At 47.1% G+C, this 24,764-nt stretch carries 27 protein-coding genes; 7 read left to right on the forward strand and 20 right to left on the reverse strand.

Features of this window, described 5'->3' with window-relative positions:
* Positions 1-189: 189 nt before the first annotated feature.
* The 8 genes from ACU1JV_RS07325 to ACU1JV_RS07360 form a co-directional block, all read right to left on the reverse strand.
* Positions 190-1,608: a transcriptional regulator gene (locus ACU1JV_RS07325; RefSeq protein ID WP_413985744.1), complete on the reverse strand. Its 1,419-nt coding sequence runs from the start codon at positions 1,606-1,608 to the stop codon at positions 190-192.
* 234 nt (positions 1,609-1,842) lie between these two features.
* Positions 1,843-3,471, reverse strand: a complete 1,629-nt coding sequence (groL, locus tag ACU1JV_RS07330; protein WP_013369880.1) for a chaperonin GroEL — start codon at positions 3,469-3,471, stop codon at positions 1,843-1,845.
* A 73-nt stretch (positions 3,472-3,544) separates the two neighbouring features.
* The gene (gene groES, locus ACU1JV_RS07335; RefSeq protein ID WP_007429271.1) at positions 3,545-3,826 is read right to left on the reverse strand and encodes a co-chaperone GroES; all 282 of its coding nucleotides are present in this window, start codon (positions 3,824-3,826) and stop codon (positions 3,545-3,547) included.
* A gap of 291 nt (positions 3,827-4,117) precedes the next feature.
* A complete protein-coding gene (gene tatC, locus ACU1JV_RS07340) occupies positions 4,118-4,885 on the reverse strand; it encodes a twin-arginine translocase subunit TatC (RefSeq protein WP_013369879.1) in 768 nt (255 codons plus the stop codon).
* Positions 4,886-4,997: 112 nt separating this feature from the next.
* Positions 4,998-5,249, reverse strand: a complete 252-nt coding sequence (locus ACU1JV_RS07345) for a twin-arginine translocase TatA/TatE family subunit (protein ID WP_025674943.1) — start codon at positions 5,247-5,249, stop codon at positions 4,998-5,000.
* Between the two features lie 102 nt (positions 5,250-5,351).
* The gene (locus ACU1JV_RS07350; protein ID WP_013369877.1) at positions 5,352-5,834 is read right to left on the reverse strand and encodes a MogA/MoaB family molybdenum cofactor biosynthesis protein; all 483 of its coding nucleotides are present in this window, start codon (positions 5,832-5,834) and stop codon (positions 5,352-5,354) included.
* A 113-nt stretch (positions 5,835-5,947) separates the two neighbouring features.
* The gene (gene moaC, locus ACU1JV_RS07355; protein ID WP_013369876.1) at positions 5,948-6,436 is read right to left on the reverse strand and encodes a cyclic pyranopterin monophosphate synthase MoaC; all 489 of its coding nucleotides are present in this window, start codon (positions 6,434-6,436) and stop codon (positions 5,948-5,950) included.
* A gap of 38 nt (positions 6,437-6,474) precedes the next feature.
* Complete coding sequence (locus tag ACU1JV_RS07360; protein ID WP_013369875.1) at positions 6,475-7,128, reverse strand: 5-formyltetrahydrofolate cyclo-ligase; 654 nt, start codon at positions 7,126-7,128, stop codon at positions 6,475-6,477.
* Positions 7,129-7,397: 269 nt separating this feature from the next.
* Between ACU1JV_RS07360 and ACU1JV_RS07365 the strand changes: the two genes are divergently transcribed.
* Positions 7,398-9,362 carry an ABC-F family ATP-binding cassette domain-containing protein gene (locus ACU1JV_RS07365; protein ID WP_413987553.1) on the forward strand — a complete coding sequence of 655 codons (1,965 nt, stop codon included), beginning with the start codon at positions 7,398-7,400 and terminating at the stop codon, positions 9,360-9,362.
* Positions 9,363-9,909: 547 nt separating this feature from the next.
* Here the strand turns inward: ACU1JV_RS07365 and tsaD are convergent.
* Genes tsaD through tsaE form a run of 4 tightly spaced genes read right to left on the reverse strand, consistent with a single transcriptional unit; the run spans position 9,910 to position 12,822 of the window.
* Positions 9,910-10,974 carry a tRNA (adenosine(37)-N6)-threonylcarbamoyltransferase complex transferase subunit TsaD gene (gene tsaD, locus ACU1JV_RS07370; protein WP_013369873.1) on the reverse strand — a complete coding sequence of 355 codons (1,065 nt, stop codon included), beginning with the start codon at positions 10,972-10,974 and terminating at the stop codon, positions 9,910-9,912.
* Positions 10,971-11,486, reverse strand: a complete 516-nt coding sequence (gene rimI / locus ACU1JV_RS07375) for a ribosomal protein S18-alanine N-acetyltransferase (protein ID WP_413985743.1) — start codon at positions 11,484-11,486, stop codon at positions 10,971-10,973. Before rimI ends, tsaD begins: the two co-directional genes overlap by 4 nt.
* 16 nt (positions 11,487-11,502) lie before the next feature.
* Positions 11,503-12,339 (reverse strand): tRNA (adenosine(37)-N6)-threonylcarbamoyltransferase complex dimerization subunit type 1 TsaB, encoded by an 837-nt coding sequence (gene tsaB / locus ACU1JV_RS07380; RefSeq protein WP_413985742.1) that lies wholly within the window; start codon positions 12,337-12,339, stop codon positions 11,503-11,505.
* A 3-nt stretch (positions 12,340-12,342) separates the two neighbouring features.
* Complete coding sequence (gene tsaE / locus ACU1JV_RS07385; protein WP_013369870.1) at positions 12,343-12,822, reverse strand: tRNA (adenosine(37)-N6)-threonylcarbamoyltransferase complex ATPase subunit type 1 TsaE; 480 nt, start codon at positions 12,820-12,822, stop codon at positions 12,343-12,345.
* A gap of 135 nt (positions 12,823-12,957) precedes the next feature.
* On the opposite strand from tsaE, the gene ACU1JV_RS07390 reads away from it, so the two are divergent.
* From ACU1JV_RS07390 to ACU1JV_RS07410, 5 genes are all read left to right on the forward strand, one after another.
* Complete coding sequence (locus tag ACU1JV_RS07390) at positions 12,958-13,488, forward strand: cysteine hydrolase family protein (protein WP_413985741.1); 531 nt, start codon at positions 12,958-12,960, stop codon at positions 13,486-13,488.
* 656 nt (positions 13,489-14,144) lie between these two features.
* Complete coding sequence (locus tag ACU1JV_RS07395) at positions 14,145-15,329, forward strand: acetyl-CoA C-acetyltransferase (protein WP_025674939.1); 1,185 nt, start codon at positions 14,145-14,147, stop codon at positions 15,327-15,329.
* 53 nt (positions 15,330-15,382) lie between these two features.
* Positions 15,383-16,123 carry an acetoacetate decarboxylase gene (locus ACU1JV_RS07400; protein WP_413985740.1) on the forward strand — a complete coding sequence of 247 codons (741 nt, stop codon included), beginning with the start codon at positions 15,383-15,385 and terminating at the stop codon, positions 16,121-16,123.
* Positions 16,124-16,160: 37 nt separating this feature from the next.
* Positions 16,161-16,829, forward strand: a complete 669-nt coding sequence (locus tag ACU1JV_RS07405; RefSeq protein WP_013369866.1) for a CoA transferase subunit A — start codon at positions 16,161-16,163, stop codon at positions 16,827-16,829.
* Positions 16,822-17,478 carry a 3-oxoacid CoA-transferase subunit B gene (locus tag ACU1JV_RS07410; RefSeq protein WP_039276907.1) on the forward strand — a complete coding sequence of 219 codons (657 nt, stop codon included), beginning with the start codon at positions 16,822-16,824 and terminating at the stop codon, positions 17,476-17,478. The genes ACU1JV_RS07405 and ACU1JV_RS07410 overlap by 8 nt, the downstream gene beginning before the upstream one ends.
* Positions 17,479-17,610: 132 nt before the next feature.
* On the opposite strand, the gene ACU1JV_RS07415 is transcribed toward ACU1JV_RS07410, so the two are convergent.
* Entirely contained in the window at positions 17,611-17,790 is a 180-nt protein-coding gene (locus ACU1JV_RS07415; protein WP_013369864.1) for an H-type small acid-soluble spore protein, read from the reverse strand.
* Positions 17,791-17,841: 51 nt separating this feature from the next.
* The gene (locus ACU1JV_RS07420) at positions 17,842-18,081 is read right to left on the reverse strand and encodes a hypothetical protein (protein ID WP_013369863.1); all 240 of its coding nucleotides are present in this window, start codon (positions 18,079-18,081) and stop codon (positions 17,842-17,844) included.
* A 208-nt stretch (positions 18,082-18,289) separates the two neighbouring features.
* Here ACU1JV_RS07420 and ku point away from each other — a divergent pair, with 208 nt between their 5' ends.
* Positions 18,290-19,204, forward strand: coding sequence for a non-homologous end joining protein Ku (gene ku, locus ACU1JV_RS07425; protein ID WP_064962366.1), 915 nt, complete (start codon positions 18,290-18,292; stop codon positions 19,202-19,204).
* 19 nt (positions 19,205-19,223) lie between these two features.
* On the opposite strand, the gene ACU1JV_RS07430 is transcribed toward ku, so the two are convergent.
* From ACU1JV_RS07430 to ACU1JV_RS07455, 6 genes are all read right to left on the reverse strand, one after another.
* Positions 19,224-21,083: an ABC transporter ATP-binding protein gene (locus ACU1JV_RS07430; RefSeq protein WP_413985738.1), complete on the reverse strand. Its 1,860-nt coding sequence runs from the start codon at positions 21,081-21,083 to the stop codon at positions 19,224-19,226.
* A 20-nt stretch (positions 21,084-21,103) separates the two neighbouring features.
* Positions 21,104-22,630 (reverse strand): nucleotidyltransferase domain-containing protein, encoded by a 1,527-nt coding sequence (locus ACU1JV_RS07435; RefSeq protein WP_413985737.1) that lies wholly within the window; start codon positions 22,628-22,630, stop codon positions 21,104-21,106.
* Positions 22,631-22,673: 43 nt separating this feature from the next.
* Complete coding sequence (locus ACU1JV_RS07440; RefSeq protein ID WP_064962369.1) at positions 22,674-23,159, reverse strand: lasso peptide biosynthesis B2 protein; 486 nt, start codon at positions 23,157-23,159, stop codon at positions 22,674-22,676.
* Between the two features lies 1 nt (position 23,160).
* Positions 23,161-23,463, reverse strand: coding sequence for a lasso peptide biosynthesis PqqD family chaperone (locus tag ACU1JV_RS07445; protein WP_040101899.1), 303 nt, complete (start codon positions 23,461-23,463; stop codon positions 23,161-23,163).
* Positions 23,450-24,493, reverse strand: a complete 1,044-nt coding sequence (locus ACU1JV_RS07450; protein WP_413985736.1) for a serine kinase — start codon at positions 24,491-24,493, stop codon at positions 23,450-23,452. The genes ACU1JV_RS07445 and ACU1JV_RS07450 overlap by 14 nt, the downstream gene beginning before the upstream one ends.
* A gap of 137 nt (positions 24,494-24,630) precedes the next feature.
* Positions 24,631-24,759, reverse strand: a complete 129-nt coding sequence (locus ACU1JV_RS07455; RefSeq protein ID WP_013369856.1) for a paeninodin family lasso peptide — start codon at positions 24,757-24,759, stop codon at positions 24,631-24,633.
* Positions 24,760-24,764 lie beyond the last annotated feature (5 nt).

Genomic DNA, 24,764 nt, shown 5'->3' on the forward strand with positions numbered 1-24,764 from the left:
CTGATTACCTCAGTAATTCATTCGGTGAGTGGTGTTGTAATTCCTTCAATGTAACAAATCCCCGCCGACCAGTTAAGGGCAACGAGGATTTGCTTTACTTACGTTTAAGCTCCTCCAATAGTAACCTGAGGCTGGATACTATGGTGGTTAAAGGCTTGATCTGGCACAGTTATAATAAACAACAAAAAGCTAGCCGCGATAATCAGCAGTACCGTTTTTTTCAACATTAGTCATCCACACCTTTTCAATAAGATTTAAAAAACTAGCTTTGGTTTCATGAGACGCATGTTCCCGAAAATGTGAAAACAGCCCCATACAATTAATGAAATAAGTCTCATTATTTAGTGTATGATAACTTACCATTGAATACATCAAATGTTTAAAACCATCATCATAAGAACTTCGATGTAAATAATAATGAGCCAACTCGTAACCAAACCACGCGATATAGTCCGGTATCACCTGTTGGGTATACATATCATCGGATAGTGGCTGTTCAGAAAATGAATTAATCTCTGGTTCAAACCGTTGAAGTATATCGTCTACATCTATGCTATATTGGTTTGCGGCAATTATAACATTAAGTAGTTTTGATATCTTCTCGTTTTCGTTAGTCACTGATGTTGCTACAATATATTCAATATAATCATGCAGCACATTTATATCTCCTGATAAAAGTTTATATACGTAAGTATTACCTTCTGCCCAACTTTTGAACAAGCTAATCCAGTGCCGGGTATCTTCGTCAGTCTCCATTACCCAATCTAAATTAGCGTAGGTGTATGTATAGTCTAGGGCTCGTTGATAATCGCCTTGAGCTTCACAGACGCTTGCACACAACAGATCAGCATAGCAAATGTATACAAACAATGGACGGCTTAGCTTATCAGTAGATTCAGTGTGGCTTCGACTGTTCTGTTGATGTTTCAGTGTATAGTGGATTTCGGCTTTAGCTCTCATTTTCTTCGCCATTTCGTCAACCTTGTCCCATTTACGCAAAGACCTGTACACATTAGCCAAATCCTTCAATGCGTCAAGTTGGTCTATTTCATCAAGGCGCTCAACAAAAACTTCAAAAATCGTAGCTGCACTAAGATTACGGCTTTGATCGTCTCCAACTTGAATCGTAAATATACGATATTGACAGACTGCCAAACGCTCAGAGTGTTGATATTTCTCCGCTTCAGCCACCCCCTCATAGAGCAGTAATGCCGCCGCGTGTCGTCCCTGTGCCAATAATTGCTCTGCAATGTCAAATAGTTTGGGCGAATAGAGTAGATTGTCCATGATGGCCCCCACCACTCGACGTATCACACCCAGCTTGTCTAACTCTGCACAACGATACAAAAATGGCTCGATTCGCCTCATATTCGGAGGGTGATCTATGATGTAGTTTTCTATGAACAAGTCGTAAAAGTGACCTTCCGGCAAACCCATAGCCTCAGTAATGAGGTCAAGCTGGTTAACAGACATAGACTTATTCCCTGTTACAATAGCACTTATTATTCCCCTATTCATGCCTGCAATTTGTCCAAATTGCGCTATGTTCAAACCCTCTTGCTGTAGATATCTGTCTAATTCTGCTCGAATCGTAGGTGTATGCTTCATGTCATAGCCACCCCTCGCATAAAAATTCCAGTATTTTATAATCATTTACTATTTTTGTCCAGCAATTAACCAGTTGTCAATATCTTTTTTTGGCCAGAAAAAGAAAAGAGGCTTCTCAAAAGTTCGGAGAACTAATGAGAGCCTCTATAAAAACGGACTGATTGTTAACAAATCGTTAACAAATCAATATATCGATCACCTAAACCCTTGTTACAGCAAGGGATTTTGGATTTATTACATCATGCCGCCCATTCCGCCCATGCCGCCCATGTCAGGCATTGCAGCCTTTTCTGGTTCTGGCTTGTCAGCGATCACTGCTTCAGTAGTCAGGAACATAGCCGCTACGGAAGCTGCGTTTTGCAATGCATAACGAGTTACTTTCGCAGGGTCTACGATACCAGCTTCAATCATATTTACCCAGTCGCCAGTAGCTGCGTTAAAGCCTACGCCAACTTCTTCGCGTTTCAGACGCTCAACAATAACAGAGCCTTCTTCACCTGCGTTAGCAGCGATGGTACGGATTGGAGCTTCCAGAGCACGCAACACAATGTTTACGCCTGTTTGCTCGTCGCCTTGCAGTTCAACAGCTGCAACTGCTTTGTATACGTTCAGGAGCGCTACACCACCACCGGATACGATACCTTCTTCAACCGCAGCACGGGTTGCGTTCAGGGCATCTTCGATGCGCAGTTTGCGTTCTTTCAATTCTGTTTCAGTAGCCGCACCGACTTTGATTACTGCTACGCCGCCAGACAATTTAGCCAGACGCTCTTGCAGTTTCTCTTTGTCGAACTCGGAAGTAGTTTCTTCCAGTTGCGTACGGATTTGGCTAACACGAGCGTCGATGTCGGCTTTGTTTCCAGCACCGTCAACCACAATCGTGTTTTCTTTTGTAATACGCACTTGACGTGCTGTACCCAGTTGGTCCACGGAAGCTGTTTTCAGGTCCAGACCCAGTTCTTCTGTGATTACTTGACCGCCTGTCAGGGCAGCGATATCTTGCAGCATTGCTTTACGACGGTCACCAAAGCCTGGAGCTTTAACAGCTACAGCGTTGAATGTACCACGCAGTTTGTTGACAACGAGCATAGCCAGCGCTTCGCCTTCGATGTCTTCAGCGATCAGAACTAGTGGCTTGCCTTGTTGTACGATTTTTTCAAGCAATGGCAAGATTTCTTGTGTGTTTGTGATTTTTTTGTCAGTGATCAAGATATACGGATTGTCCAGAACAGCTTCCATTTTGTCCGTATCTGTAATCATGTACGGAGAAATGTAGCCACGGTCAAACTGCATACCTTCAACTACTTCCAGTTCTGTTGCAAAACCGCGGGATTCTTCAACTGTGATTACACCGTCTTTGCCCACTTTTTCCATAGCTTCAGCGATCAATTCGCCTACTTCATCATCAGCAGCGGAAATACCAGCTACTTGAGCAATGGATTGTTTGCTTTCGATTGGTTTGGAGATAGCTTGCAGTTCAGCAACAGCTGCTTTAACTGCTTTGTCGATCCCTTTACGGATACCGATTGGGCTTGCGCCAGCAGTTACGTTTTTCAAACCTTCAGTGATGAGGGCTTGAGCCAAAACAGTAGCCGTAGTAGTACCGTCACCAGCTACATCGTTCGTTTTGGTTGCTACTTCTTTAACCAGTTGAGCGCCCATGTTTTCGAACGCGTCTTCCAGCTCGATTTCTTTTGCAATCGTTACACCGTCATTAGTGATGAGCGGGCTACCGAATTTTTTCTCCAGTACAACATTACGACCTTTCGGTCCGAGTGTTACTTTAACAGCGTTAGCCAATGCATCTACCCCGCGCAGCATGGAGCGGCGAGCGTCTTCACTGAATTTAATGTCTTTAGCCATTTGTGATAAACCTCCCTATGGATTATGAATGATTTGTTTCAATTCCTATATTTAGGTCTTGTCCGGGTTCCGGTTAACCGATGATCGCGTGGATATCGCTTTCTTTCATAATCAAATATTCTTTACCTTCATATTTGATTTCCGTTCCAGCGTATTTGGAGAAAATGACACGGTCGCCTTCTTTTACTTCCAGAGGAATACGGGCACCGTCTTTCAATGCGCCTGCGCCAACCGCGATAATTTTGCCTTCTTGCGGCTTTTCCTTGGCAGAGTCAGGAAGTACGATTCCGAAGGAAGTCGTTGTTTCTTGCTCAATTGCTTCCACCAATACGCGTTCACCCAAAGGTTTGATCATGAAAAAATAGCCTCCTTATTAAGTGTTTTATCCTGTAATTTGGTTGTTATGTTGTATGTATTAGCACTCAACAGTGGTCAGTGCTAACAACCAACTTTATGATACTCAACTTGAGATTGAATTTCAAGTCCCTAATGTATTTTTTATGGGAATTTTTATGGGCAACCATTCTCGATTATATCCACCTATCTTAAAAATAACCGTTAACTCAAGGCTAATGGTTATTTTTAAGATAGCTATACTGATCAATTTTAGAGATATTAGTTGTTGAGCCATTCAGGTCCTGTCTTATTATTCCGCAGCTACACGCAATTGGGCCTCCCGTTCCTCCTGTGCACGCAATTGCTTGCGATACACGACTGATGACAAATATACACTCGCTTCATACAGCACCAGCAACGGAATCGCCACCAAAAAATCGGATATAAAATCCGGCGGAGTGATAACAACGGCAACAAAAACAAGCAGGAAATAAGAAATCTTCCGCCATTTGCGAAGCCTCATCGGGGTTAATACACGAATCCCTGTCAGAAACATGATCAGCAGGGGGAGTTCAAACAGCAACGCTACAGGCAACACAATATTAAACATAAAGGTGAAATATTGCGCAATACCGTACGTTTCCTGCAATCCCATACTTTTAGTGACGGACGATGTAAACTGAATCGCCATCGGGAAAATAATGAAATAAGCAAAAGCTGCGCCAATCATAAACAAAAGCAGCACATAAGGCACATATCGCAAGGTTGCGCTCCGTTCTTGCGGCCTTAATCCCGGGCTGACAAACTTCCACAATTGGTAGCATGCAAACGGTAACGCCACTGCAATCCCAATGATCATGGCGATTTTCATGTAGATGCCGATTCCGTCCCAAAAGGAAAATGCATTTAACTGAAAAGCTTTCGCCGAACCGGAGCGAATAAGCCAGTTATAGACAGAACCCGCCGCGAACAATCCACCAGCCAGTGCCAATACAAATACAATCAGCACATAAATTATTCGTCGGCGGAGCTCACCCAGATGTTCCATTAGCGGCATTTCATGCTCTGATGGGGTCAAGTCCTTTCCTCCTTTCTGAACGGAACGCAGCAGCGCCTCCTAAAAAATAAAGCCCTTCACTAAAGAAGAGGCTCATGTTCATTATACAAGCAGCAAAAATAAATAACTAAATCTATGACAAGCGTTTATCCTCAGGCTGAGTTTGAACTTCTGAAGGCGTTGTCTGTGATGCTTGGACCACACTATCTTTGCTTTCTTTCCGCCCAGTCCGTTCATCTTCAGATAAAATATCGCGTGCCCCGTTTTTAAATTCACGGAATGTACGCCCTACAGCTCGGCCCAGCTCAGGCAGCTTGTTCGGACCAAATAGCAGCAGCGCCAGAATAATTAACAAAATATAACCCGGTGCTCCAATATTGGGCATGTGTAGTAATCCTCCTTATGTTGACGGACAAAATGAGAACCTCTGTCCGTATACGGCCTTATAAATTCTTACAGGTATCATACCACACACACGGGCTGCCTTCTACCGAAACTGACCTGTCACCATAAGCAACGCTTCCGGGAGTTGATCCATAATCGCTGCCAAATTTTCATGCACGCCTTTGGGCGTTCCTGGTAAATTGACAATCAACGTACGTCCACGTATCCCCACGATTCCACGAAAAAGCATGGCCGCCGGATTTTTCTGCATCACGATCATTCTCATGGCTTCCGCCATACCTGGCACTTCCCGTTCCACGACCCGTCTGGTCGCCTCAGGTGTCACATCACGGATCGCCAGTTCGGTTCCGCCTGTAGTAAGCACCAAGTCTGCATGAAAATAATCGGTCATTTCGATTAAAGCCGCAATAATCTCATCCGGTTCATCGGGAACGATCCGGTATTCCACAATCTCTCCGCCCAGTTCTTCTTCGACGAGTTCCCGGATGACCTGTGCGCTTGTATCCTCACGCTCTCCCCTTGCCCCTTTATCACTGGCTGTTAGGATCGCCGTTTTCCACACCATAAGATCACCCTTCTCCTATCATGAAAGAATACTTTCTCTTCTGAAAATCAGAAACAGCCACGCTGCATCCTCCATCACATCACAGTACCCTCTCGGCGACAATGTTGTCTATGTCAAGGTTTCTGGTGGTCCTCCCTTTGAAAATCACCATGCTTGCCACCCGTTTTGGATTGCAGCATGGTAGGGCCGATGATCATATCTTTTTGCAGCGCCTTGCACATATCATACACGGTTAACGCTGCGGCTGAAGCCGCTGTCAAAGCTTCCATTTCTACACCTGTCTTACCCTCGGTCTTCACTTCAACTTCAATATGAAGCACATCATGTCCATTATCGGAAAAAGTAATGTTCACGCCTGTCAGCGCCAGCGGATGACACATCGGTATCCAGTCTGACGTTTTTTTCGCACCTTGAATCCCTGCGACCTGAGCTACAGCAAGTACATCACCCTTGCCGATTCTTCCTTCTTTTACAGCCGTCAATGTAGCCGGGTTCATCGTAATCTGAGTCACGGCGACTGCTGTACGAACCGTAGACGTTTTGCCCGAAATATCTACCATACGAGCCCGTCCCTGTTCGTTAAAATGAGTAAAGGAATCCATGACTCCCTCACAGCTCCTTTCACATACCCAACTTTACTTCATTCATCTTTTGTGGATTTTGCATGATTACAATCTAAGCGTCCTTCCGGTGTAAACAGCACGTCCACTCGCAAATCTCCCGGCTCCATGGGTACTTGTGCCAACAATTGTCCCGGCAACAGCAGCGAGACATAAAGCGGACCTACGGAACCATTATTACGCTTCACTGCCTCTACCTGTGCGGTAAAGCGATCATAGTAGCCTCCGCCATAGCCGATCCTGCCTCCACGACGATCAAAGGCCAAGCCGGGCACAACAACCCAGTCGATTCCCGTCCACATTTCAGGCAACCATTCCTTGCATGTCAATGCAGGCTCAGGAATGTTCCATACGCCGGGTACCATATTTCCATACTGATCCATCTCCCTCAGCTCCATGGTTCGGGTTACCGAATCCACTCTCGGGGCCAGGACACGATCTCCCTGTGACCAACAATGCTCAATGAGGGGAGTCGTAGAAATCTCGCTGCCAAAAGAGAGATAACTAAATAAGGTTAGCTTATCCCCGTTTCTGTCTATTCTAAGCTGCTCCCATGCCTCGATTGCATGCCGACAGGCCACAGCCGATGCCTTCTGCCTTGTCAGCGGGTCCATGGAGTCACGCGCTTCCCGTTGCTGTACACGTAGCGCGTTCTTCACATTACAGACGTCCACACATCCGCCCTCCCGCACAATCGTCGATAATCATCAAAACGTTACAATTGTCCCATTTGTCAGTAAGTGCTGTACGTTGCAAGTTTTTTTCATTCTTTTTCACTTCTCGTTTAAGTTTATCATTGTTTATACAAATTGACTACACACGGCTCAAGGGTTTAGGGGGTGAAAGCAGTGCAATAGTGGGTAATTTCATGTAAACTGGAAGGAAGGTACCTGCGAAAAAGGCAGGAAGAACTGTGCAAAATGTAATGGAGGAACGATACGCTATGCTATTGCAAGTAACCGGAATTACTAAATCCTATGGAATTGAGCCCGTTCTGGACGGGATTAACCTTCAAATATTGGAACGTGAACGTATTGGACTGGTAGGTGTGAACGGTGCAGGCAAATCGACCCTGCTCAAAATCATTGCTGGTGAAATATCCTATGACAGTGGACAAATCTTTAAAGCAAAGGAAACCAGCATCGGTTATTTGGCGCAAAACAGCGGTTTGGATTCTGATCGTTCGATCTGGGATGAGATGATGCTGGTGTTCGAACCGCTGATTGCAGCAGAAAGGGAACTTCGGCAGATGGAGCAGGAAATCGCTGATCCGGCCAATGCGCAGAACGAAAAGCGTTATGCCGATCTGCTTGAACGCTATGCACGACGCTCAGACTGGTTCAAGGATCACGGCGGTTATGAAATGGAGACCCGTGTTCGCAGCGTGCTACACGGCATGGGCTTTGGTTCATTTGCACCCGAGACGCCTGTAGTCACCCTGAGCGGAGGTCAAAAAACCAGGCTTGCGCTAGCACGCATCCTACTGCTCGCTCCAGATGTCCTTATGCTCGATGAGCCTACCAACTATCTGGATATTCAGACATTGACCTGGCTGGAAGACTATTTGCGTGGCTACTCCGGCTCCCTGCTGGTCGTATCACATGACCGATATTTTCTGGATCGACTGGTGACGACGATTGTTGAAATCGAACGCCATCGCTCCACTCGCTATACAGGCAATTACAGCCGCTATATGGAACTAAAGGCTGCCGAGTACGAAACAAACCTCAAGCATTACGAAAAGCAGCAAGAGGAGATCGCACGGATGGAGGCATTTATACAACGCAACATCGTGCGAGCCTCTACAACCAAACGTGCCCAAAGCCGCCGCAAGCAGCTAGATAAAATGGATCGTATGGATCGACCTATGGGCGATTTGAAAAAAGCCCACTTTTCGTTTGAAACCGCCTATATGTCGGGTAAGGAAGTATTAGAGGTACGCGACCTTTCCGTAGCGTATGAGGGGAAAAAGCCTTTATTTCAGCATGCCTCCTTTGACTTAAAACGAGGAGATACGGTGGCACTGATTGGTCCGAACGGGATCGGAAAATCGACTTTACTCAAATGCCTGACCGGCTCACTTAAACCTGCTGCTGGGTCCATCCACTGGGGTACGAAGATCAAAATCGGTCTGTATGACCAGGAGCAGACAAACCTGAACCCCGCCAATACCGTACTGGAGGAGTTATGGAGCGAGTACCCTCATATGGAAGAAGCACGGATTCGGACAGTGCTGGGTAATTTCCTATTTAGCGGTGACGATGTACTGAAAAAGGTAGCTTCATTAAGCGGAGGAGAAAAAGCCCGCGTATCACTGGCCAAGCTAATGCTGCGTGAAGCCAACGTATTAATTCTCGATGAGCCTACCAACCATCTGGATCTGTTTAGCAAGGAAGTGCTGGAAGCGGCTCTGATGGACTATGACGGTACACTGTTGTTCATCTCCCATGACCGTTATTTCCTTAACAAAATGGCTGAACGTGTCATTGAGCTTCATCCTGAAGGGATAGAACATTTCCTGGGGAATTATGATGACTATGTAGCTAAAAAACAAGAGTTGGAGGAAATCGCACAGGAAGCTCTCGAGGCAAGTCAGTCCACTCGTGGCAAAACATCGTCTGCCTCTGCATCTGTAACAGACGAGACCACTCCCAAATCACGCGCGGCCACCTATGCGGCAGACAAACAAGCCAAAAGCGAGGAACGCAGCCGTCAACGCAAGCTGGAGACATTGGAAAACAAGATCAAAACGCTGGAAGAACAAATTGTAGGGTTGGAAGAACAAATGACCCTGCCTGAGATTTATCAGGATTACACAGCACTTCAGAATATTCAGGCACAACTCGACACCCATAAACAGGAATTGACTGAAACCTATGCATCCTGGGAGGAACTGCTTGAGGCATAAAAGCTGCTGCATAAAATCTTAGCCATAAAAATTTCACATTTCCCTCTTCTATTTTTTGTACACAAGAATATCCACAGATTTTGTGCATGGACGATATTGGAAAATGGCCTTTTAGGCCATTTTTTTATTGATAAACCGCCAACTTCAAATGAAAACCAAATTTATCCACCATTTTATCCACATTATCCACAGATTTCACAATCACTATAGCTATGATATATCCCCCATCCAGCTATCTGCTAAAAGTCTTATCCTGCTTGCTTTGAGCCTATTTATCCACATTTTTAACGGTATATGTGGATAACTTTGTTCACAACTTGACAAATCACATCATTATTCGGGCAGTATAAAATTTTGATAATTTTTTTGGTGGAACATGAAAAATCGTGAACCATTGTGACGAATCATGCGAGGAAATAAGATACCGGCATTCATACGCTCAAACTCCTGTATTTTATCCTCTTGAAACTCTATTTATATATATGTATAGCGCGAAACAGAAAAGACACGACCCCAAAGATGTGTCGTGTCCTTCCTATTCGTTCAATTAAGTTTGAACAGACCACTCTTCCAGAGACAGCCCTGGATCAGCTTTCATGTCCAATGAGGTGAATTCTCCGCGCTTCCACTTGGCGTATGCTGCGGCACCGATCATCGCTGCATTATCTGTACAGTATTTCATGGATGGTACAAGCAGTTTGATGCCTTCACGCTCACAGCGTTCCCGCAATGCTGTACGTAGTCCACGATTGGCAGCAACTCCGCCGCAAAGCAGCAGCTGCTTCGCACCGTATTCACGCATAGCGCGAATCGCTTTTTCTACCAGCACCTCTACGACCGACTCTTGAAAGCCTCTTGCAATCGCTCCCGCATGAACGGTTTCTCCGCGCATTTTCGTCTGGTTAATTACATTCAGCACCGCCGATTTCAAGCCGCTAAAGCTAAAATCATAAGAATCCGGCTCCAGCCATGCACGCGGCAAAGTAACCACTTCCTCCGATTCATGAGCTACACGATCCACATGCGGACCGCCGGGATACGGAAATCCGATGGCTCGCGCTACTTTGTCGTAGGCTTCTCCAACCGCATCATCCCTCGTACGACCAATAAGCTGAAATTGCCCTTCGGATTCCATCAGCACCAGCTCGGTATGCCCCCCTGACACCACAAGAGCAATGCACGGATATACAATATCATGCTCCAACTGATTGGCATAAATATGTCCCGCAATATGATGCGTTCCGATTAGCGGTTTGCCGAACGCCATAGCAGCGCTCTTAGCGGCGACAATACCAACCAGCAATGCGCCAACCAGTCCTGGTCCTTGTGTCACGGCAACCGCTGAAATCTCGCGGGGACTGATTCCCGATGTTTGCATAGCCTCATCCAGCATGTAGGTAATGCTTTCCACATGTTTACGTGATGCTACCTCTGGCACAACACCGCCAAAGGCTTTGTGTGTTTCAATCTGACTGGAAATCAGATTCGAAAGCACCTCTGTGCCATTTTTCACGACAGAAACTGCCGTTTCATCACAACTCGTTTCCACTGCCAGTATATAGCAAGGCTCGCCAGAGGCAGAGCCTGTACCTGCTTTTTCCGCTTGCGTCATTGCTCCTGCACGCTTCCTTCCTGTTCACCGGATGCCCCGTGTGCGGGAAGATCCGCCCACATGATCACGGCATCCTCGTTATTATCCGAATAATAGCCCTTGCGCACACCCGCGGGCTTAAAGCCCTTTTTCTCATACAAGCCCTGAGCGATCCGGTTCGTTACCCGTACCTCTAGGGTCATACGCTCCATCCCTAAATAAGATGCGGTCTGCATCAGCTCATCCAACAGCTTGTGTCCAAGCTTGCGTCCACGATAAGCCTCACGAACCGCAATATTCGTAATATGGGCCTCATCCATAATCGTCCACATACCTGCGTAACCAATAGCTCGTCCATTAAGTTCCATAATCATATATTTAGCAAAATGATTCATTGTCAGCTCATTGCGGAAGGCTTCCTCCGTCCACGGCAACGTGAACGCTTCATGCTCAATCTCCAGCACATCGGGGATGTCATCCAGTTGCATTAAGCGAAACTCAAGTTTCTCTTCCCGCTGTATGTTCTTTGCCATGTTGCTCACCGCCTCTTCAGCGCTGACGAAGCAGATTGGCTTCCGCCTCCGCCAGCTGGGTATAATTCGGAACCAGCGTATGTAGCTCGTCATATTCCTGACGAAGCAGCTTATCCGCCCCAAGGCGGCCAACCCATTTTCCTTCCAGTTCATAAGGCACGATACGAAGCTCGCTCCATGCACGCAAGCGCTCGGCTGTTTCGGCGTGAACCGCCGTTTCACCGACGAGCCAAATAACCGCAGGACGCTCCTCGGCAGGCAAAACCTCCAAACGTTGCAGCAAATCATCGGTCCACGCAGTCATCAACCGGATGGCATCCGGCTCTAACCGCTGCGGGCTACCGATGTCTTTAACTGTATTTGCGACGAACAGCCCCGTGTACACCTGACCGCGGCGCGCATCCAGCACAGGTACAATCCAATCTGCTGCCTGCGCCCCGGGCGAGTCGTTATTCACAGACTCATGTTTACCTTCTTGCCCCTTCAGCTCGATACCACGGTTCCAACCACCCCACGCCAAAGCGTGCAAAGTGGAAATGGATGTCACCGGAACGCCCCAGGCCCAAGCTAGTGTTTTGGCTGCGGTCACCGCGATTCGGATACCGGTGTAAGATCCCGGTCCAACCCCTACTGCAAGACCGTCCACATCATCGCGTGTCAGTCCTGCTTCGCTCAAGAGCCGTTCCAGCTCGGTAATGACATGCACCGAGTGATTGCGTTCGCCATAAACGTTACTTTCTCCCAGCAGCTCTTTTCCGTTCATTAGGGCGGCCGCCATTACGGTCGTCGCTGTATCTAACGTCAAAAACCGCTCACGCGGCTTTTCATTTACATCTGTATGCTCTCTTTGCATGGTTCAAACTCCATTCTCCCGCAAAATGCGGCACCATTGTTCATAAGGCTCGCCGTACCCTGTCAGGTGAATCAAGCGCTCCCCTACATCCGTTGTTTCTATATACATGTGAAGCCGCTGATCCGGCAACATATCCGGTATAATACTACCCCATTCCACCAGACATACTCCTGTCCCATAAAAATATTCGTCCAGTCCAAGATCCTCCGCCTCGTCTTGGGAAATCCGGTATACATCCATATGATACAAAGGCAATCGGCCCTCGTACTCCTTAATGAGAGTAAAGGTTGGACTATTTACGATACCCGGTACACCTAAATGGCTGGCAAAAGCCTTGGAAAAAGCAGTCTTGCCCGCTCCCAGATCTCCATCCAGCACAATCACGGTTCCGGGAACCGCTTGGGCTGCCAAAAAACCTGCTAATGTCCCAGTCTGTGCCTCTGAGACAGAACGGAATACAAACTGTTCCTGCGAAATTGTCATATCTTTTAATCACCTTTCGTCCGAATCGGACCGTTCCAACTTGTTCTTTATTATATAGTTCACCTTATGTCGCCGCAAGGCATGAAGACATGCTATTGTAAGTTAAGTGTTACACACAAGGAGGGAATCAAACTGATGGGACAAACCGTTTTACTCTTGATTGATGTTCAGCAGGCAATGTTCATGTATGATGAGAAGCTGTATCGTGAGCAGGAAGTTGTAGCGCATTTGCAGCAGCTTTTGACCGAAGCCAGAGCTATCGGCACACCAGTAATTTTCGTGCAGCATACCGATGAAGCGGATGAGGATTTCCGGGAAAACAGTGTAGGCTGGGCCATCGCCGACGTGGTGCGTCCTCTTCCTCATGAACGAATTGTCCGAAAATCATCCTGGGACAGCTTCTACCAAACTGAATTACGTGATGTGCTCCAGGAATTGGGGGCGGAACAGCTGATTATTGCTGGGATGCAGACTGAATTTTGTCTCGACACGACTTGCCGAAGCGCCTATAGTCTGGGATACCAGAACAACGTGCTCGTATCGGATGCGCATAGTACATTTGATAGCGAGGTACTGAGCGGCGAACAAATCGTAGCTCATCACAATGCCGTGCTAGGTAATCGTTTTGCACGTTTGCTCACAACGGCAGATGTACATTTTTCGTGAAATGTAGAAGTGAATTTTTTACGTTCCAAGCCGATTGCTTTCAAGCAGGTCGGCTTCTTTTTTTGTTCACGCGAGCAAATAAAAAACACTGACGTTATAACGTCAATGCTATAGGTGGCTCAGGCTTATATGGATTTATGTTTATCCGAATTCCAAATGTATTCATTTTGATTGGCAACTTGCCTAGCTTTTTTAGATGCTATAAGTCAGTTACAAATTTACATATAAAGGGATTTCCTCCCCTGCGATGATCTAAATGATTTGCTAAGAAATTATTTTCACAGGTTGATTTGAAATTTCATATTTAACATAAAATTCAATTTTTGATCACAATTTTCAGAAAGATCAAGAAATTAACAGAAAACATTAGGATGGCCTATTTATTGTGGAAGATATGGCTCTATATTTGGATATATGTAAAGATTTGAACATTGAGCAAAATCTGTATTAGAACTATGATAATTCTGGTTTTAATTTCCAGCAACGAAAGAAGGCGATCGGACCATTATACTCACTGTCTTAGGCACCATGATATGCCCGCATGTAAATGTATCTTGCAGTTTCTACGTTTCGTAGGTTAGGACCGGAAAGTATGAATTGAAGTGCAGTCATGGATGTATTGTGTCTCGAACACAGCGAAAGGAATGTGAGTTTTTATGAAAAAAGTAGCTATAGTAAGCCCGTTGAGAACAGCGGTCGGTTCTTTTAACAAAACCCTTGCGCCTCTAAGCGCTCCTGAATTGGGAGCAACCGTGATGACAGCATGCCTGCAGCAAAGTAAATTGGAGCCTTCTTTGATTGATCAAATTTTTATGGGAAATGTTCTTCAAGCGGGCAATGGTCAAAATCCTGCCAGACAGGCGGCACTAAAAGCGGGTATCCCCATTGATGTACCCGAATCAACGATAAACACGGTTTGCGGTTCAGGACTTCATGCCGTCGCGTTAGCTTACGATTCAATATTGGCGGAGCAAGGAAACATCGTCTTGGCTGGAGGCATGGAGAGCATGTCGAACGCCCCTTATCTGCTAAAAAATGCAAGAAACGGCTACAAGCTTGGCAACGGTGAATTGGTAGACTCCCTGGTGGCCGACGGCCTAACATGCCCGATCAACCATTACCATATGGGAATTACCGCCGAAAATGTTGCCGAAAAATATGGAATCTCAAGACTGGAGCAAGATTCATTCGCCTATGAAAGCCAGATAAAGGCTTTCGAAGCAAAAAACAACAAGTTTTTTGAAGAGCAAATTGTTCCGGTCATGATTAAAAACAAAAAAGAAACTACTTATTTCACAGAAGACGAACACATAAGAGGAAATACGACGAAAGAAAAACTTTCAAACTTGAAACCTGCGTTTAAAGAGAACGGAACAGTTACTGCCGGAAATGCTTCGGGAATCAATGATGGTGCGGCGGCTATGTTAGTCGTGTCGGAAGACAAATGTAAGGAACATGCGTTAAAGCCGTTGGCATATATCAAAGGTTACTCGCTTGTTGGTGTTGACCCTGCATATATGGGAATGGGACCGGTAAAAGCCATTTCGTCACTGCTTAAGAAACAGGGAATGTCGATTGATGACATTGATCTCTTTGAAATTAATGAAGCGTTCGCTGCACAAGCACTAGCGGTGCAAAAAGAGCTGGGAGTCAGTCCGGAAAAGGTCAATGTCAATGGCGGCGCGATCGCAATCGGTCATCCTGTTGGTGCAAGCGGTGCTAGGGTATTGGTTACGTTAGTTCATGAAATGGTGCGCAGATCTTCACGTTACGGCGTAGTCTCGTTATGCATCGGAACGGGAATGGGAATAGCAATGCTGGTTGAAAATGCACTCATTTAAAGTTCGTTTTCAATGATTGTTGAAATACCTCTTAAAAAGGAAGGGAGATCGCTATGAATCAAAAAGATGTACTTTCACTTCAATCCATGCCTGCGGCCAGCGGCAGTTATGGACGCCCGCCATGCCGCTTCATCAACCGGGAATTCTTCATTATTACCTATGAATCCGATCCCGCTGCGATAAGACAGGCGGTCCCGGAACCACTTCAGCCAGATGGAAGTAATACGGTCTCCTATGAATGGATCAAAATGCCCGATTCATCCGGTTTGGGAAGCTATGAGGAAAGCGGTATTGTCATTCCGTGTACTTTTCAGGGAGAACCGTGTAATTTTGTTGCCCAAATGTATTTGGATAATGCACCTGCTATTCTGGGGGGACGTGAAATCTGGGGATTTCCGAAAAAATGGGCGAAGCCTCGCCTGGTCGTTGAGGATACAGAGACGCTGACGGGTACATTGCATTACAATAACGTCCTGGTAGCTATGGGAACCACCCCTTTCAAATATAACGTGCTTGATGAAAAGGAAACGGCTAAAGCCATCGCAAAAACGCAAGTTAATTTAAAATTAATTCCTGATGTGGACGGCACTCCTAAAATTGCTCAGCTAGTGGCATATAATCTTGAAAATATTAATGTAAAAGGAGCCTGGTCAGGGCCTGCCAGATTAAGCTTGATCCCCCATGTCAATGCTCCTGTGGCAGATTTGCCGGTTAAAACTTATGTTGGCGGAAAACATTTTATTGCCGATTTAACGCTTCCATATGGAAGAGTCCTATACGATTATCTCCAATAAAGTTTGCTTTCCTAAAAATAGATAAGGAGACGGAACCATGAATAAAAAAGTAAACTCCGCTGAAGAAGCAATTAAGAAAATTAAAGACGGAGACACGGTGATGGTTGGAGGTTTTATGCAAGGAGGCATTCCGGAGGAGCTGGTGCGTGCGCTTGTCGACTCAAATTCCGCTGATAATCTTACGATCATTTCCAATGACACAGGCACACCGGAATTATCTATTTATAGACTTGTGAAAAGTGGCAGAGTCAAGCGGATTTTTGCATCCTATATCGGCTCCAATCCGGAAACGGGAAGACTCCTGATGACGAAAGAAGCGGATGTTCAACTCTTCCCGCAAGGGACGCTCGCTGAAAAAATACGCGCAGGCGGAGCTGGTTTGGGTGGTATTTTAACCCCCGTAGGTGTAGGCACCATTGTAGAGGAAGGAAAAAAGAAAATCAAAATTGACGAAAGAGAATATCTGCTCGAACTACCGCTCAAAGCCGATGTGGCGCTTATCAGAGCCCACAAAGCTGATGAAGCAGGGAACCTTGTCATCAACGGCTCTTCACGCAACTTCAATTTGGTGATGGCTACCGCAGCCGAGTATGTAGTTGCTCAGACAGACGAATACGTGAAAGCGGGGGAAATCGACCCCAATCATATCAACGTTCCCGGAATATTTGTCGACGCGATTGTAAAGGTGGGTGGAGATAATGAATAATAGAGAATTGATTATTAGAAGAATAGCCCAAGAATTCAAAGATGGTGAAGTGGTTAATCTTGGTATTGGATTGCCTACAATGGCGGTGGACTACATCCCCGAAAACGTTAATATTATGCTGCAGGCGGAGAACGGAATCGTCGGCGTTGGCCCCAAAGCAGCTCCGGGAAAAGAAAGACTCGATTGTATCGATTCAGGCGGAAACTACGTTACAACCGTGAAAGGAGCCTGCTATATTGACAGTGCGCTTTCATTTTCCATTATACGTGGAGGGCATGTGGACGTTACCGTTCTGGGTGCCCTGGAGGTCGATGAGAAAGGCAACCTTGCAAACTGGATGATCCCAGGGAAGAAGGTGCCAGGCATGGGCGGAGCCATGGATTTGGTGGTTGGAGCCAAGAGAGTGATTGTAGCCATGGAGCATGTGAACAAAAATGGGGCGCCGAAAATACTGAAACAATGCAAGCTGCCCCTAACCGCTGTAAATGTGGTAAAGACCATCGTAACCGAAAAGGGTGTCATCGATGTTATTCCGGGTAAAGGGCTGATGCTCAAGGAAATTGCTCCAGGTTTGTCGGTGGAAGATGTTCAAATGGCAACAGAGGCTGAGTTGATGGTTTCTCCACATTTGAAGACCATTGCAGTGTAAAAAATCAGTTCCACCTTCAAATTAACTTGTCTGGCGTTTAACTTGTCTTCATAATCGCATTCATTATATAAAATAAGGTTCGCTAATTGCTCATTGAGCAATTGCGAGCCTTTTTAGGTTGGAGTCTCTCTTCTATTGTTCTTCCAATCGATCTACACGAACGGTTTGTGTATCGCCAGGTCTGCTGCCGATCTGTACCGTTGCCATACCATTCGCTTCATCTACATGCTCAATCCAAATCGGTTTGCCATCCAATTGGACGGCAATCGTTTCGGATGAATCATAAATGGCTTTTGCTCGTTCCACGTTCATGCTGTTCTCCTCCTACTCATTTTTTTGTGCAAAATTTAAAATATAGGTCACCTAGTCTTCGTCTATAATCCGTTCCACATCCAATGAAGGAAAGCTATGAGAAGGCGATGTTGAAACTACAGCCTCCATATCTACATGAGCGACAGCTACGGGAAAAGGCGGCGGCGTTCCATGTGAAAGAGCAAACTCGGGCGGCAATGCATCCTGTTCGCCTCCAGCAGGCCCTCGAAAGGCAATGTGACTTTGCCCCACACGATGACTGATCTGCTGAGGATAGGGTTTTCTAGGCATCAGTTGTATACCTCCTTTGAATCGGATATGGCTTAACATTCACCAAAAAAACCGAAACCATGCGCAAGTGAAAGCAATTCGCAGCCTTCATTTGCATCTCATACAATCTTTTGTACGAAGCATACTAAGTGAAAAATGAAATGCTCACAGCCCGGGTGCCCGGAATCGAATATGAAATATGCGGATTAAAAAAAGGAGGACTGGCGGTATGCATACGGTCTGGAAAGGCGCGATCAGCTTCGGGCTGGTTCATGTGCCAGTTAAAATGTTCTCAGCAACTGAGGACAAGGACATTTCCATGCGTTATATTCACAAGGAGTGTGGGAGTCCACTAAGCTATGTACGGAAGTGCCCTGTTTGTGATAAGGAGGTTGAATGGGAGGAAATTGGAAAAGGGTACGAATATGAAAAAGGAAAATTTGTCATGTTCGACAAGGAAGAACTGGAGCAAGTTAGCGGACAAGCCGATAAAAATATCGTAATTTTGGACTTTGTGGATTTACAGGAAATTGATCCGATCTACTTTCAAAAAACATATTATTTGTCCCCGGATCAGGCTGGCTCGAATGCGTATAAGCTGCTCATGAATGCAATGAAGGATACCGGAAAAATCGGGATTGCCCAAATCTCCATCCGCTCGAAAAGTAGTCTGGCAGCCATTCGCGTGCTGGATGAATGCTTGGCGGTGGAGACCATGTTTTACCCGGACGAAATCCGTCCCATTGCTCAAGTTCCCAACTTACCTGGACAGGAGGAGGTTAAAGAGAAAGAGCTGACCATGGCAAAAATGCTGATTGAGCAGCTGTCTACCCCTTTTGATGCAGCAAAGTATACGGATCAGTATCGCGAGCGTCTGCTGGATCTTATCCAGCATAAAGTGGCTGGTGAAGAGGTGCGAATTGCCCCAACACAGCCTCAGACCAATGTGGTTGACTTAATGGCTGCCCTTCAAGCCAGTATTGAGGCAGTGAAGCCTGTCGTTACCGATCCTGGTCCTGCTGCGAAAAAACGTCCTACGCGTAAACCAGCAGCCGTGACAGCACAGCAGGCTGTGGCAGGCGACACCCTCTCTCCGACTCCAGTCAAAAAGAGAAGAAGCACCACCAAACGCAAAGAAACTTGAGCTTTACAGAAAAGTCTGATTAAGGGGCGGCGCTGATACTGCTTTGATACGATAGTAGCTGACTAAACGCCCCCCGCTCCTCTTCTTCCAATTGGCGGTAGTTTCCCTGCTGTATGACCTTACCTTGATCCATTACAACAATTTGATCCGCATGTCTGATCGTTGACAGACGGTGAGCGATCACGATCAACGTCATTTGACCTTTCATCCGTTCCAATGCTGCCTGAATTGCAGCCTCATGCTCACCATCCAGCGCACTTGTCGCTTCATCCAAAATAAGTACAGGAGGATGATGCAAAATGGCCCTCGCTAATACCAGCCGTTGACGCTCTCCCCCGGACAGACGGATCCCGCGATCACCAATGACCGTGTCCAGCCCTTCAGGCAGTCTGGATACAAAGTTGTCTGCGGCTGCAAAATGTAGCGCCTCCCATAGCTGCTGTTCACTGGCATCCTCATCAGCCAGCTTCAAATTTTCGCGGACGGTCGCATGGAACAGAAATGGGTCCTGTGACACGTAACCAAACGACTGCCGCCACAGCGGCAGCAATTCGTCATCCAGCACATGACCATCGATTTTAATCTGTCCCTCAGTTGGGCGTAAAAAACCCATCAGGACATCAACCAAGGTGCTTTTGCCTGCTCCTGATTTGCCTACAATGGCGGTCATTCCCCGGGCGGGTATGAACAAATTAATATGACGTAGTGTAGGTTCTGCCGCACCCTCGTAACAATAATCCAAATGGCTGCATTCTATTCCATTACGAAGGGATAGGGGTTGCCGTGCAGATATAGATGGTAGATGATATACCGATGAATCGAATGGGACATGAGCCTTAGAAGATGTAAGCCCGATCAACGAGGGGTCTGAGAAAGCCTCGCATTCTTGTTGCACTTTGGTTACACTCTCAAAAGCAGAGATCATAGACATGATGTATTCCAGGCTCGCTTGAATAAGGGCAAACCTTGGCCATAAGCGGGAAAATATAAGGATGAGCACAATCAATCTTTCAGGTGTAACATGCAGCCACTGGAGCGACACAAATAGGACACTAACGACAAAAACAGCTGCCGCTATGCGATGAAAAAACTGCGTGGTCGCATTTTGTCGAACAAACTGAGTCGTATTATCCTCCATACGCTGTGTCAGAGAGCGAAACCAATGGATATTCGCCGCTTCCAGCAGATTGCTTTTAATATCTTTCATCCCGTTCATATGATCCGTAATTCCGGCAAAATAAACCTGTGACAGTTCAGTGGTACGATCACCTAATTGTTTGGCATTTCGGATGGAGCGACGGAACACGACAAACAACACCAGTCCACTCAAAAACACCAGCCCGGTTAAAGAAGGGGACAACCAAAAAGCCAGCGCAATCTGGATTAGCGTAAACATGACGGCTGTGGTCAGTTGAAGGAGCAAATTCGTTCCCTGACTGACACGCGCCAGCTCGGTCGTCATCACGTGGCTAAAATCAGATTTACGCTGACGCAAATAAAAAGCCCACTGCGCCTTCATAAAGGAAGTGTATACGTCTATGCGAAGGCAACGCATAAAACGCTGCTGAATCCGCGAGCTGAGAATGGACTGGTAACGCTGAAGCCAAGCCTGCCCTGTAAGCAGCACTACGAAAAGCATTAACATCCCCGGCAACAGCCAGCTTTTAGGAATGTACGGCAAAAAATAATCAAATCCATCCGACAGAAATGGCATTTCTGAATGACCACCAAATACACCGATGGCCGCCAGCATAGGAATAAGCATATAAATGCCGACACCTTCCAGTAAGCTGACGATGATCATACATCCAATATTAAGAATTAACGCCCCGCCGTTCACAGCATACAGCTTGGTCATATATATTCGCAGGTGAGTCATAATGTACACTCCTTATCGGGTCAGTGCTTTGTAAATCGCCGCTTCAGCCAAAGAAATGGACGTAAAGGAATATACAAAAAATGCAGCTGGCGAGGCAGTGGAAAAACGACTGAATCCCTCGTAGAAGGAAACAAACGGCTGATGAGATACCATAGTCTGTGCCTTGGCTCCTTTAAGGAAAGCAAGTAAGCGCGACTAACCGGCTGAGGGGTAAACGCTGTTGTTGTAGCTCCAGCAATGGCTGGACTGGGGGCGACTGTAGTAGCACCTACAGGCTTGGAAAGGCTGCTTACAGCAGTGTTCACTGTATTCACCGGGTCACCAAGGATACTGCTGGCATCTTTCGATATATCAGCAGCGTCACTGACGGCGTACAGAACAGCTTCGCCTGCGGCTCCACTGGCTGAAATACCGCCACTCAAAGGGGCGGTATTCATCGACTCGGTCAAAGCTACGCTGGGCAACAGCTCTGACCGAACGAGTCTGCCTGTACCCGCCCGATTGGCAACCGGGTACGGCGCGGGGACGCTGGCCTGTATAAAGGCCAGCGCGCTCAGCGCAAGCCTGTGCGCCTGCCGGGTAGCCGATATCGGACGCATCTGCTCCGGGATCGGCGTACCCAACAGCGCAGCAGCCAGCGCCCAAGCCTGCCCGCCCGCAGGCAGGCCCCCGTAACGGCGCATTAGCGGCAGTAGCACCCCCCAATCGACAGCGCGTACCGCAAGCCTGTCGATGTCCACTAACCAGCGCAGCCTGAACCAGCCGTGACGCGCTCCGTGTGCGCTCAAGTATAGAAATTGATGTTCGCTGCCAAGCGTATACATACAGGATGTCATCACATTCCTGTTGTCGACAAAAGTCGCCGGTGCCATCTGACTGGCTCGAACTCCTGCAGCCTTCCCCATTTGCCGACAGTGCCAAAGCTCGTCAAAGGAGGGCTCCCGCCCTCCATCCGGGTGAAGCCGCCAGTGCAACTCGATTTCTACCCTCTTTTGCGGATGTAGGAAGGAGGCATGATGATCCTTCCACTTCCAGCTACCAAGGACGCGTACTTCTCCGCTTTTGGACGCATATCCGGCTTCCTTCATCCAATGCTCCGCTTCATCCATGTCATCCGGGGCAATAAGTAAATCAATGTCTTTAGAGGTACGCAGGGAAACATCCCCGTATAATTGCTGCGCCAGAGCAGGACCCTTCAGCATCAGCACACGGATTCCATGAGCTGTGAGCAGCCTAGTCAGACGCTCGGCTTCTGCTTGAAGCTGGAGCATGCGCAGCGTGTTTCGTTGATATTGTGCCTGAAGGTTTCGCATCAATTCTGCGGGGATGAACGGGTGATTCAACGTTTTCAGCTGGAGATACACTGTAGGTACCACACGATGGTGTTCTGTCAGACGCAGCAAGCGGGACCAATCCATCTCCTGCAGCTGGAAAGCAGTCGTCGTATCCTGCCATAGATTGACGTCTTTACGAAGTAGAGAGAGTAATAACGTGAATTCTCGATCCTCATTCCAATTCGCAAGTTCCAAAATAGACTTGGTAGTCATGGATTCTTCTCCTTCGATTCTTTGAACACTCTTTTTTCTCACACTAAAACAAAGAACTGCCTTTATCCGCTGTCTTCGTATTTGTAGCTGTCCCAGCACGTCTCCCGAATATTCCCACCACGGTAAACGCCCCCATCTCCCGTTCTCCCGTAACATAGATCGGCCCACTGCGTACCCATGCATGTGCAGCCAGTTGTCCCGCAGCATTTTTGGCTGTGCCCAGATACAGTGTGCAGTCCAGTTTTCTGCGTACCAGCAACGTCATAGCGGCAGCGGCTTGTACAAGACAGCTACTGCGCCAAGGAGTATAACGGCTGGCCAAATCCACAGCTTGTGAAATGTGACGGATAGATTTCTCCTGCCCGATCTCACACTGCCAGGGAGTTTCTTCCATGCATTTTCCCCAAGCCCCCGAGTAATCTCCAAAAGAACGACGCTGGCGAAATCTCGCGCATCCCAGCTCCAGCCAGGCTTCCGGGAACAATCTCCTGACCTCTGGAGGCAAGAGAAGAAGCCGTTGTATCCACATGTTAGTCCAACTCCCGCAGGAGTCTCAGCAATCCTTCCCGCTCCAATTCAGCTACAAAGGTATGTACCTGCTGTCTGCACTGTTCCTCGTCCACTTCATATTCATTCATCAGGACAGTTACAATATCTCCAAGTGAAGGACTGGATTCTGCCAGTTCCCAGATCCGTCCTCCTGTGAAGCCCAAATTATAATACTTTCCAGTATGAATACTCATCATCACTTTTTCTCCGTCCATATCACTTACATAGACCTCTTCACCATACGTGACGCGATAATGATCCTTAGCTGGATCAGTGGCTGCCATAACTCTTTTCCTCCTTATGAATGAGTTCAAGTACCCGTTGTACAACCTCGGACGCCGTAAAAAAGGAGCTATCCCTCAGCAGTCGCCAGCCTTCCACTTTCGGAGCCATCCGGGCCGCTGTATCAAAATACCATTCACCCAAACCCATTCGCGGAATGATCACCCTACGATATGTATGCTGTAGTAAAGTATGCAAGCACTCCAGTTTGTTCAAGGGCTGTTCCGTAACGGCCACTGGCTCCCCTTCCCGCATCAACTCACGGTTGGGAGAATCGCTCACAAGCTCGAATACGCCGCCCAGGGGAAGCGGATCGTTATAAAATTTGTCCGCAGCAGGCACGGCATATTTATTGAACTCACCTGCGATCCTACGCAAATCTCGGTATTGTGCCCTTACAGGATTGTCGTCAGTTAGGGAAAGAACGTGCTTTCTTTGTCGTACATGCCTGTTCTCCCGTAATGCCTCCAGTTGAAGCAAGCTTTCCAGCCCCAGCTTCTGCTGCGGATATGCCGGATATACGATGGCTGCGGAAGCTGTAACGTTTATAGCAATCACGTCATCACTGATCATCTGATAGCCAGCCTGTCTAAAGGCAGCAGCCAGAGTCGATTTTCCCGTGCCGGATTCACCTACAAATGCGTAGGCCCGACCTCCGATGGCAACCGCACTTCCGTGAATAGGTAAAATCCGTTTTTGCAACAGTAGAACACCCATGCATGTGCCCAGTACAAACAGCCGCACGGTGTCAGGATCAGCCCCAGGTAACATACTTACCTCGATTTCCTGGCCTCCCCTGATGGCATAAATGGCCGTGCCCGGTATTAGGAACATAAAGCGTTCACCCTGCATTACAAAATTGGTCTGCTCCAGTTGGTCCCTCCATGCTGACAAATCAACCTGTCGAATGACCACATCCTCTACCAATCCCGGTTCTGCCGGGATCAGCTCAGGCAGAGTCAGCTCACTGGCAATCCTGAGTCCAAAGGCTGTATATTTCACCCGACGGATATGGGTACTCCTGTCATGCACGCTAGAACCACTCCCCTGTTCTTAAAATCCCGTCTTTATTTCTTTGGGTCCAACCTACCCCCAAAGAAATAAAGACGGCTCGTGATCATAAAGCTATTCGGCTCTCAGTCCAGCATCGGCCCATGTATAATGATCGATTAGCTAGGATTATACAGATCGGCATCATGATCTGACACCCAATCAATCTGTTTCCAGCCTTTACCCGCCATAGTCTGGTTAATATCCAGCACCTCAATCGTCGGTTCCTGCCATTCTTTTTTACTCATCTCAT

This window comes from Paenibacillus sp. T2-29, assembly GCF_052921365.1.

What these genes read in the sequence shown, in the direction of transcription:
- ACU1JV_RS07390 (WP_413985741.1), top strand. Translation starts at nt 12,958, where the DNA reads ATGGGACAAACCGTTTTACTCTTGATTGATGTTCAGCAGGCAATGTTC.
- ACU1JV_RS07430 (WP_413985738.1), bottom strand. Translation starts at nt 21,083, where the DNA reads ATGACTCACCTGCGAATATATATGACCAAGCTGTATGCTGTGAACGGC.
- moaC (WP_013369876.1), bottom strand. Translation starts at nt 6,436, where the DNA reads ATGGATTCCTTTACTCATTTTAACGAACAGGGACGGGCTCGTATGGTA.
- ACU1JV_RS07400 (WP_413985740.1), top strand. Translation starts at nt 15,383, where the DNA reads ATGAATCAAAAAGATGTACTTTCACTTCAATCCATGCCTGCGGCCAGC.
- rimI (WP_413985743.1), bottom strand. Translation starts at nt 11,486, where the DNA reads ATGGCAAAGAACATACAGCGGGAAGAGAAACTTGAGTTTCGCTTAATG.
- ACU1JV_RS07345 (WP_025674943.1), bottom strand. Translation starts at nt 5,249, where the DNA reads ATGCCCAATATTGGAGCACCGGGTTATATTTTGTTAATTATTCTGGCG.
- ACU1JV_RS07395 (WP_025674939.1), top strand. Translation starts at nt 14,145, where the DNA reads ATGAAAAAAGTAGCTATAGTAAGCCCGTTGAGAACAGCGGTCGGTTCT.
- ACU1JV_RS07455 (WP_013369856.1), bottom strand. Translation starts at nt 24,759, where the DNA reads ATGAGTAAAAAAGAATGGCAGGAACCGACGATTGAGGTGCTGGATATT.
- ACU1JV_RS07445 (WP_040101899.1), bottom strand. Translation starts at nt 23,463, where the DNA reads ATGGCAGCCACTGATCCAGCTAAGGATCATTATCGCGTCACGTATGGT.
- ACU1JV_RS07435 (WP_413985737.1), bottom strand. Translation starts at nt 22,630, where the DNA reads ATGACTACCAAGTCTATTTTGGAACTTGCGAATTGGAATGAGGATCGA.
- ACU1JV_RS07415 (WP_013369864.1), bottom strand. Translation starts at nt 17,790, where the DNA reads ATGAACGTGGAACGAGCAAAAGCCATTTATGATTCATCCGAAACGATT.
- ACU1JV_RS07325 (WP_413985744.1), bottom strand. Translation starts at nt 1,608, where the DNA reads ATGAAGCATACACCTACGATTCGAGCAGAATTAGACAGATATCTACAG.
- ACU1JV_RS07410 (WP_039276907.1), top strand. Translation starts at nt 16,822, where the DNA reads ATGAATAATAGAGAATTGATTATTAGAAGAATAGCCCAAGAATTCAAA.
- ACU1JV_RS07420 (WP_013369863.1), bottom strand. Translation starts at nt 18,081, where the DNA reads ATGCCTAGAAAACCCTATCCTCAGCAGATCAGTCATCGTGTGGGGCAA.
- tsaE (WP_013369870.1), bottom strand. Translation starts at nt 12,822, where the DNA reads ATGACAATTTCGCAGGAACAGTTTGTATTCCGTTCTGTCTCAGAGGCA.
- groES (WP_007429271.1), bottom strand. Translation starts at nt 3,826, where the DNA reads ATGATCAAACCTTTGGGTGAACGCGTATTGGTGGAAGCAATTGAGCAA.
- ku (WP_064962366.1), top strand. Translation starts at nt 18,290, where the DNA reads ATGCATACGGTCTGGAAAGGCGCGATCAGCTTCGGGCTGGTTCATGTG.
- groL (WP_013369880.1), bottom strand. Translation starts at nt 3,471, where the DNA reads ATGGCTAAAGACATTAAATTCAGTGAAGACGCTCGCCGCTCCATGCTG.
- tsaB (WP_413985742.1), bottom strand. Translation starts at nt 12,339, where the DNA reads ATGCAAAGAGAGCATACAGATGTAAATGAAAAGCCGCGTGAGCGGTTT.
- ACU1JV_RS07350 (WP_013369877.1), bottom strand. Translation starts at nt 5,834, where the DNA reads ATGGTGTGGAAAACGGCGATCCTAACAGCCAGTGATAAAGGGGCAAGG.
- tsaD (WP_013369873.1), bottom strand. Translation starts at nt 10,974, where the DNA reads ATGACGCAAGCGGAAAAAGCAGGTACAGGCTCTGCCTCTGGCGAGCCT.
- ACU1JV_RS07440 (WP_064962369.1), bottom strand. Translation starts at nt 23,159, where the DNA reads ATGTGGATACAACGGCTTCTTCTCTTGCCTCCAGAGGTCAGGAGATTG.
- ACU1JV_RS07365 (WP_413987553.1), top strand. Translation starts at nt 7,398, where the DNA reads ATGCTATTGCAAGTAACCGGAATTACTAAATCCTATGGAATTGAGCCC.
- ACU1JV_RS07405 (WP_013369866.1), top strand. Translation starts at nt 16,161, where the DNA reads ATGAATAAAAAAGTAAACTCCGCTGAAGAAGCAATTAAGAAAATTAAA.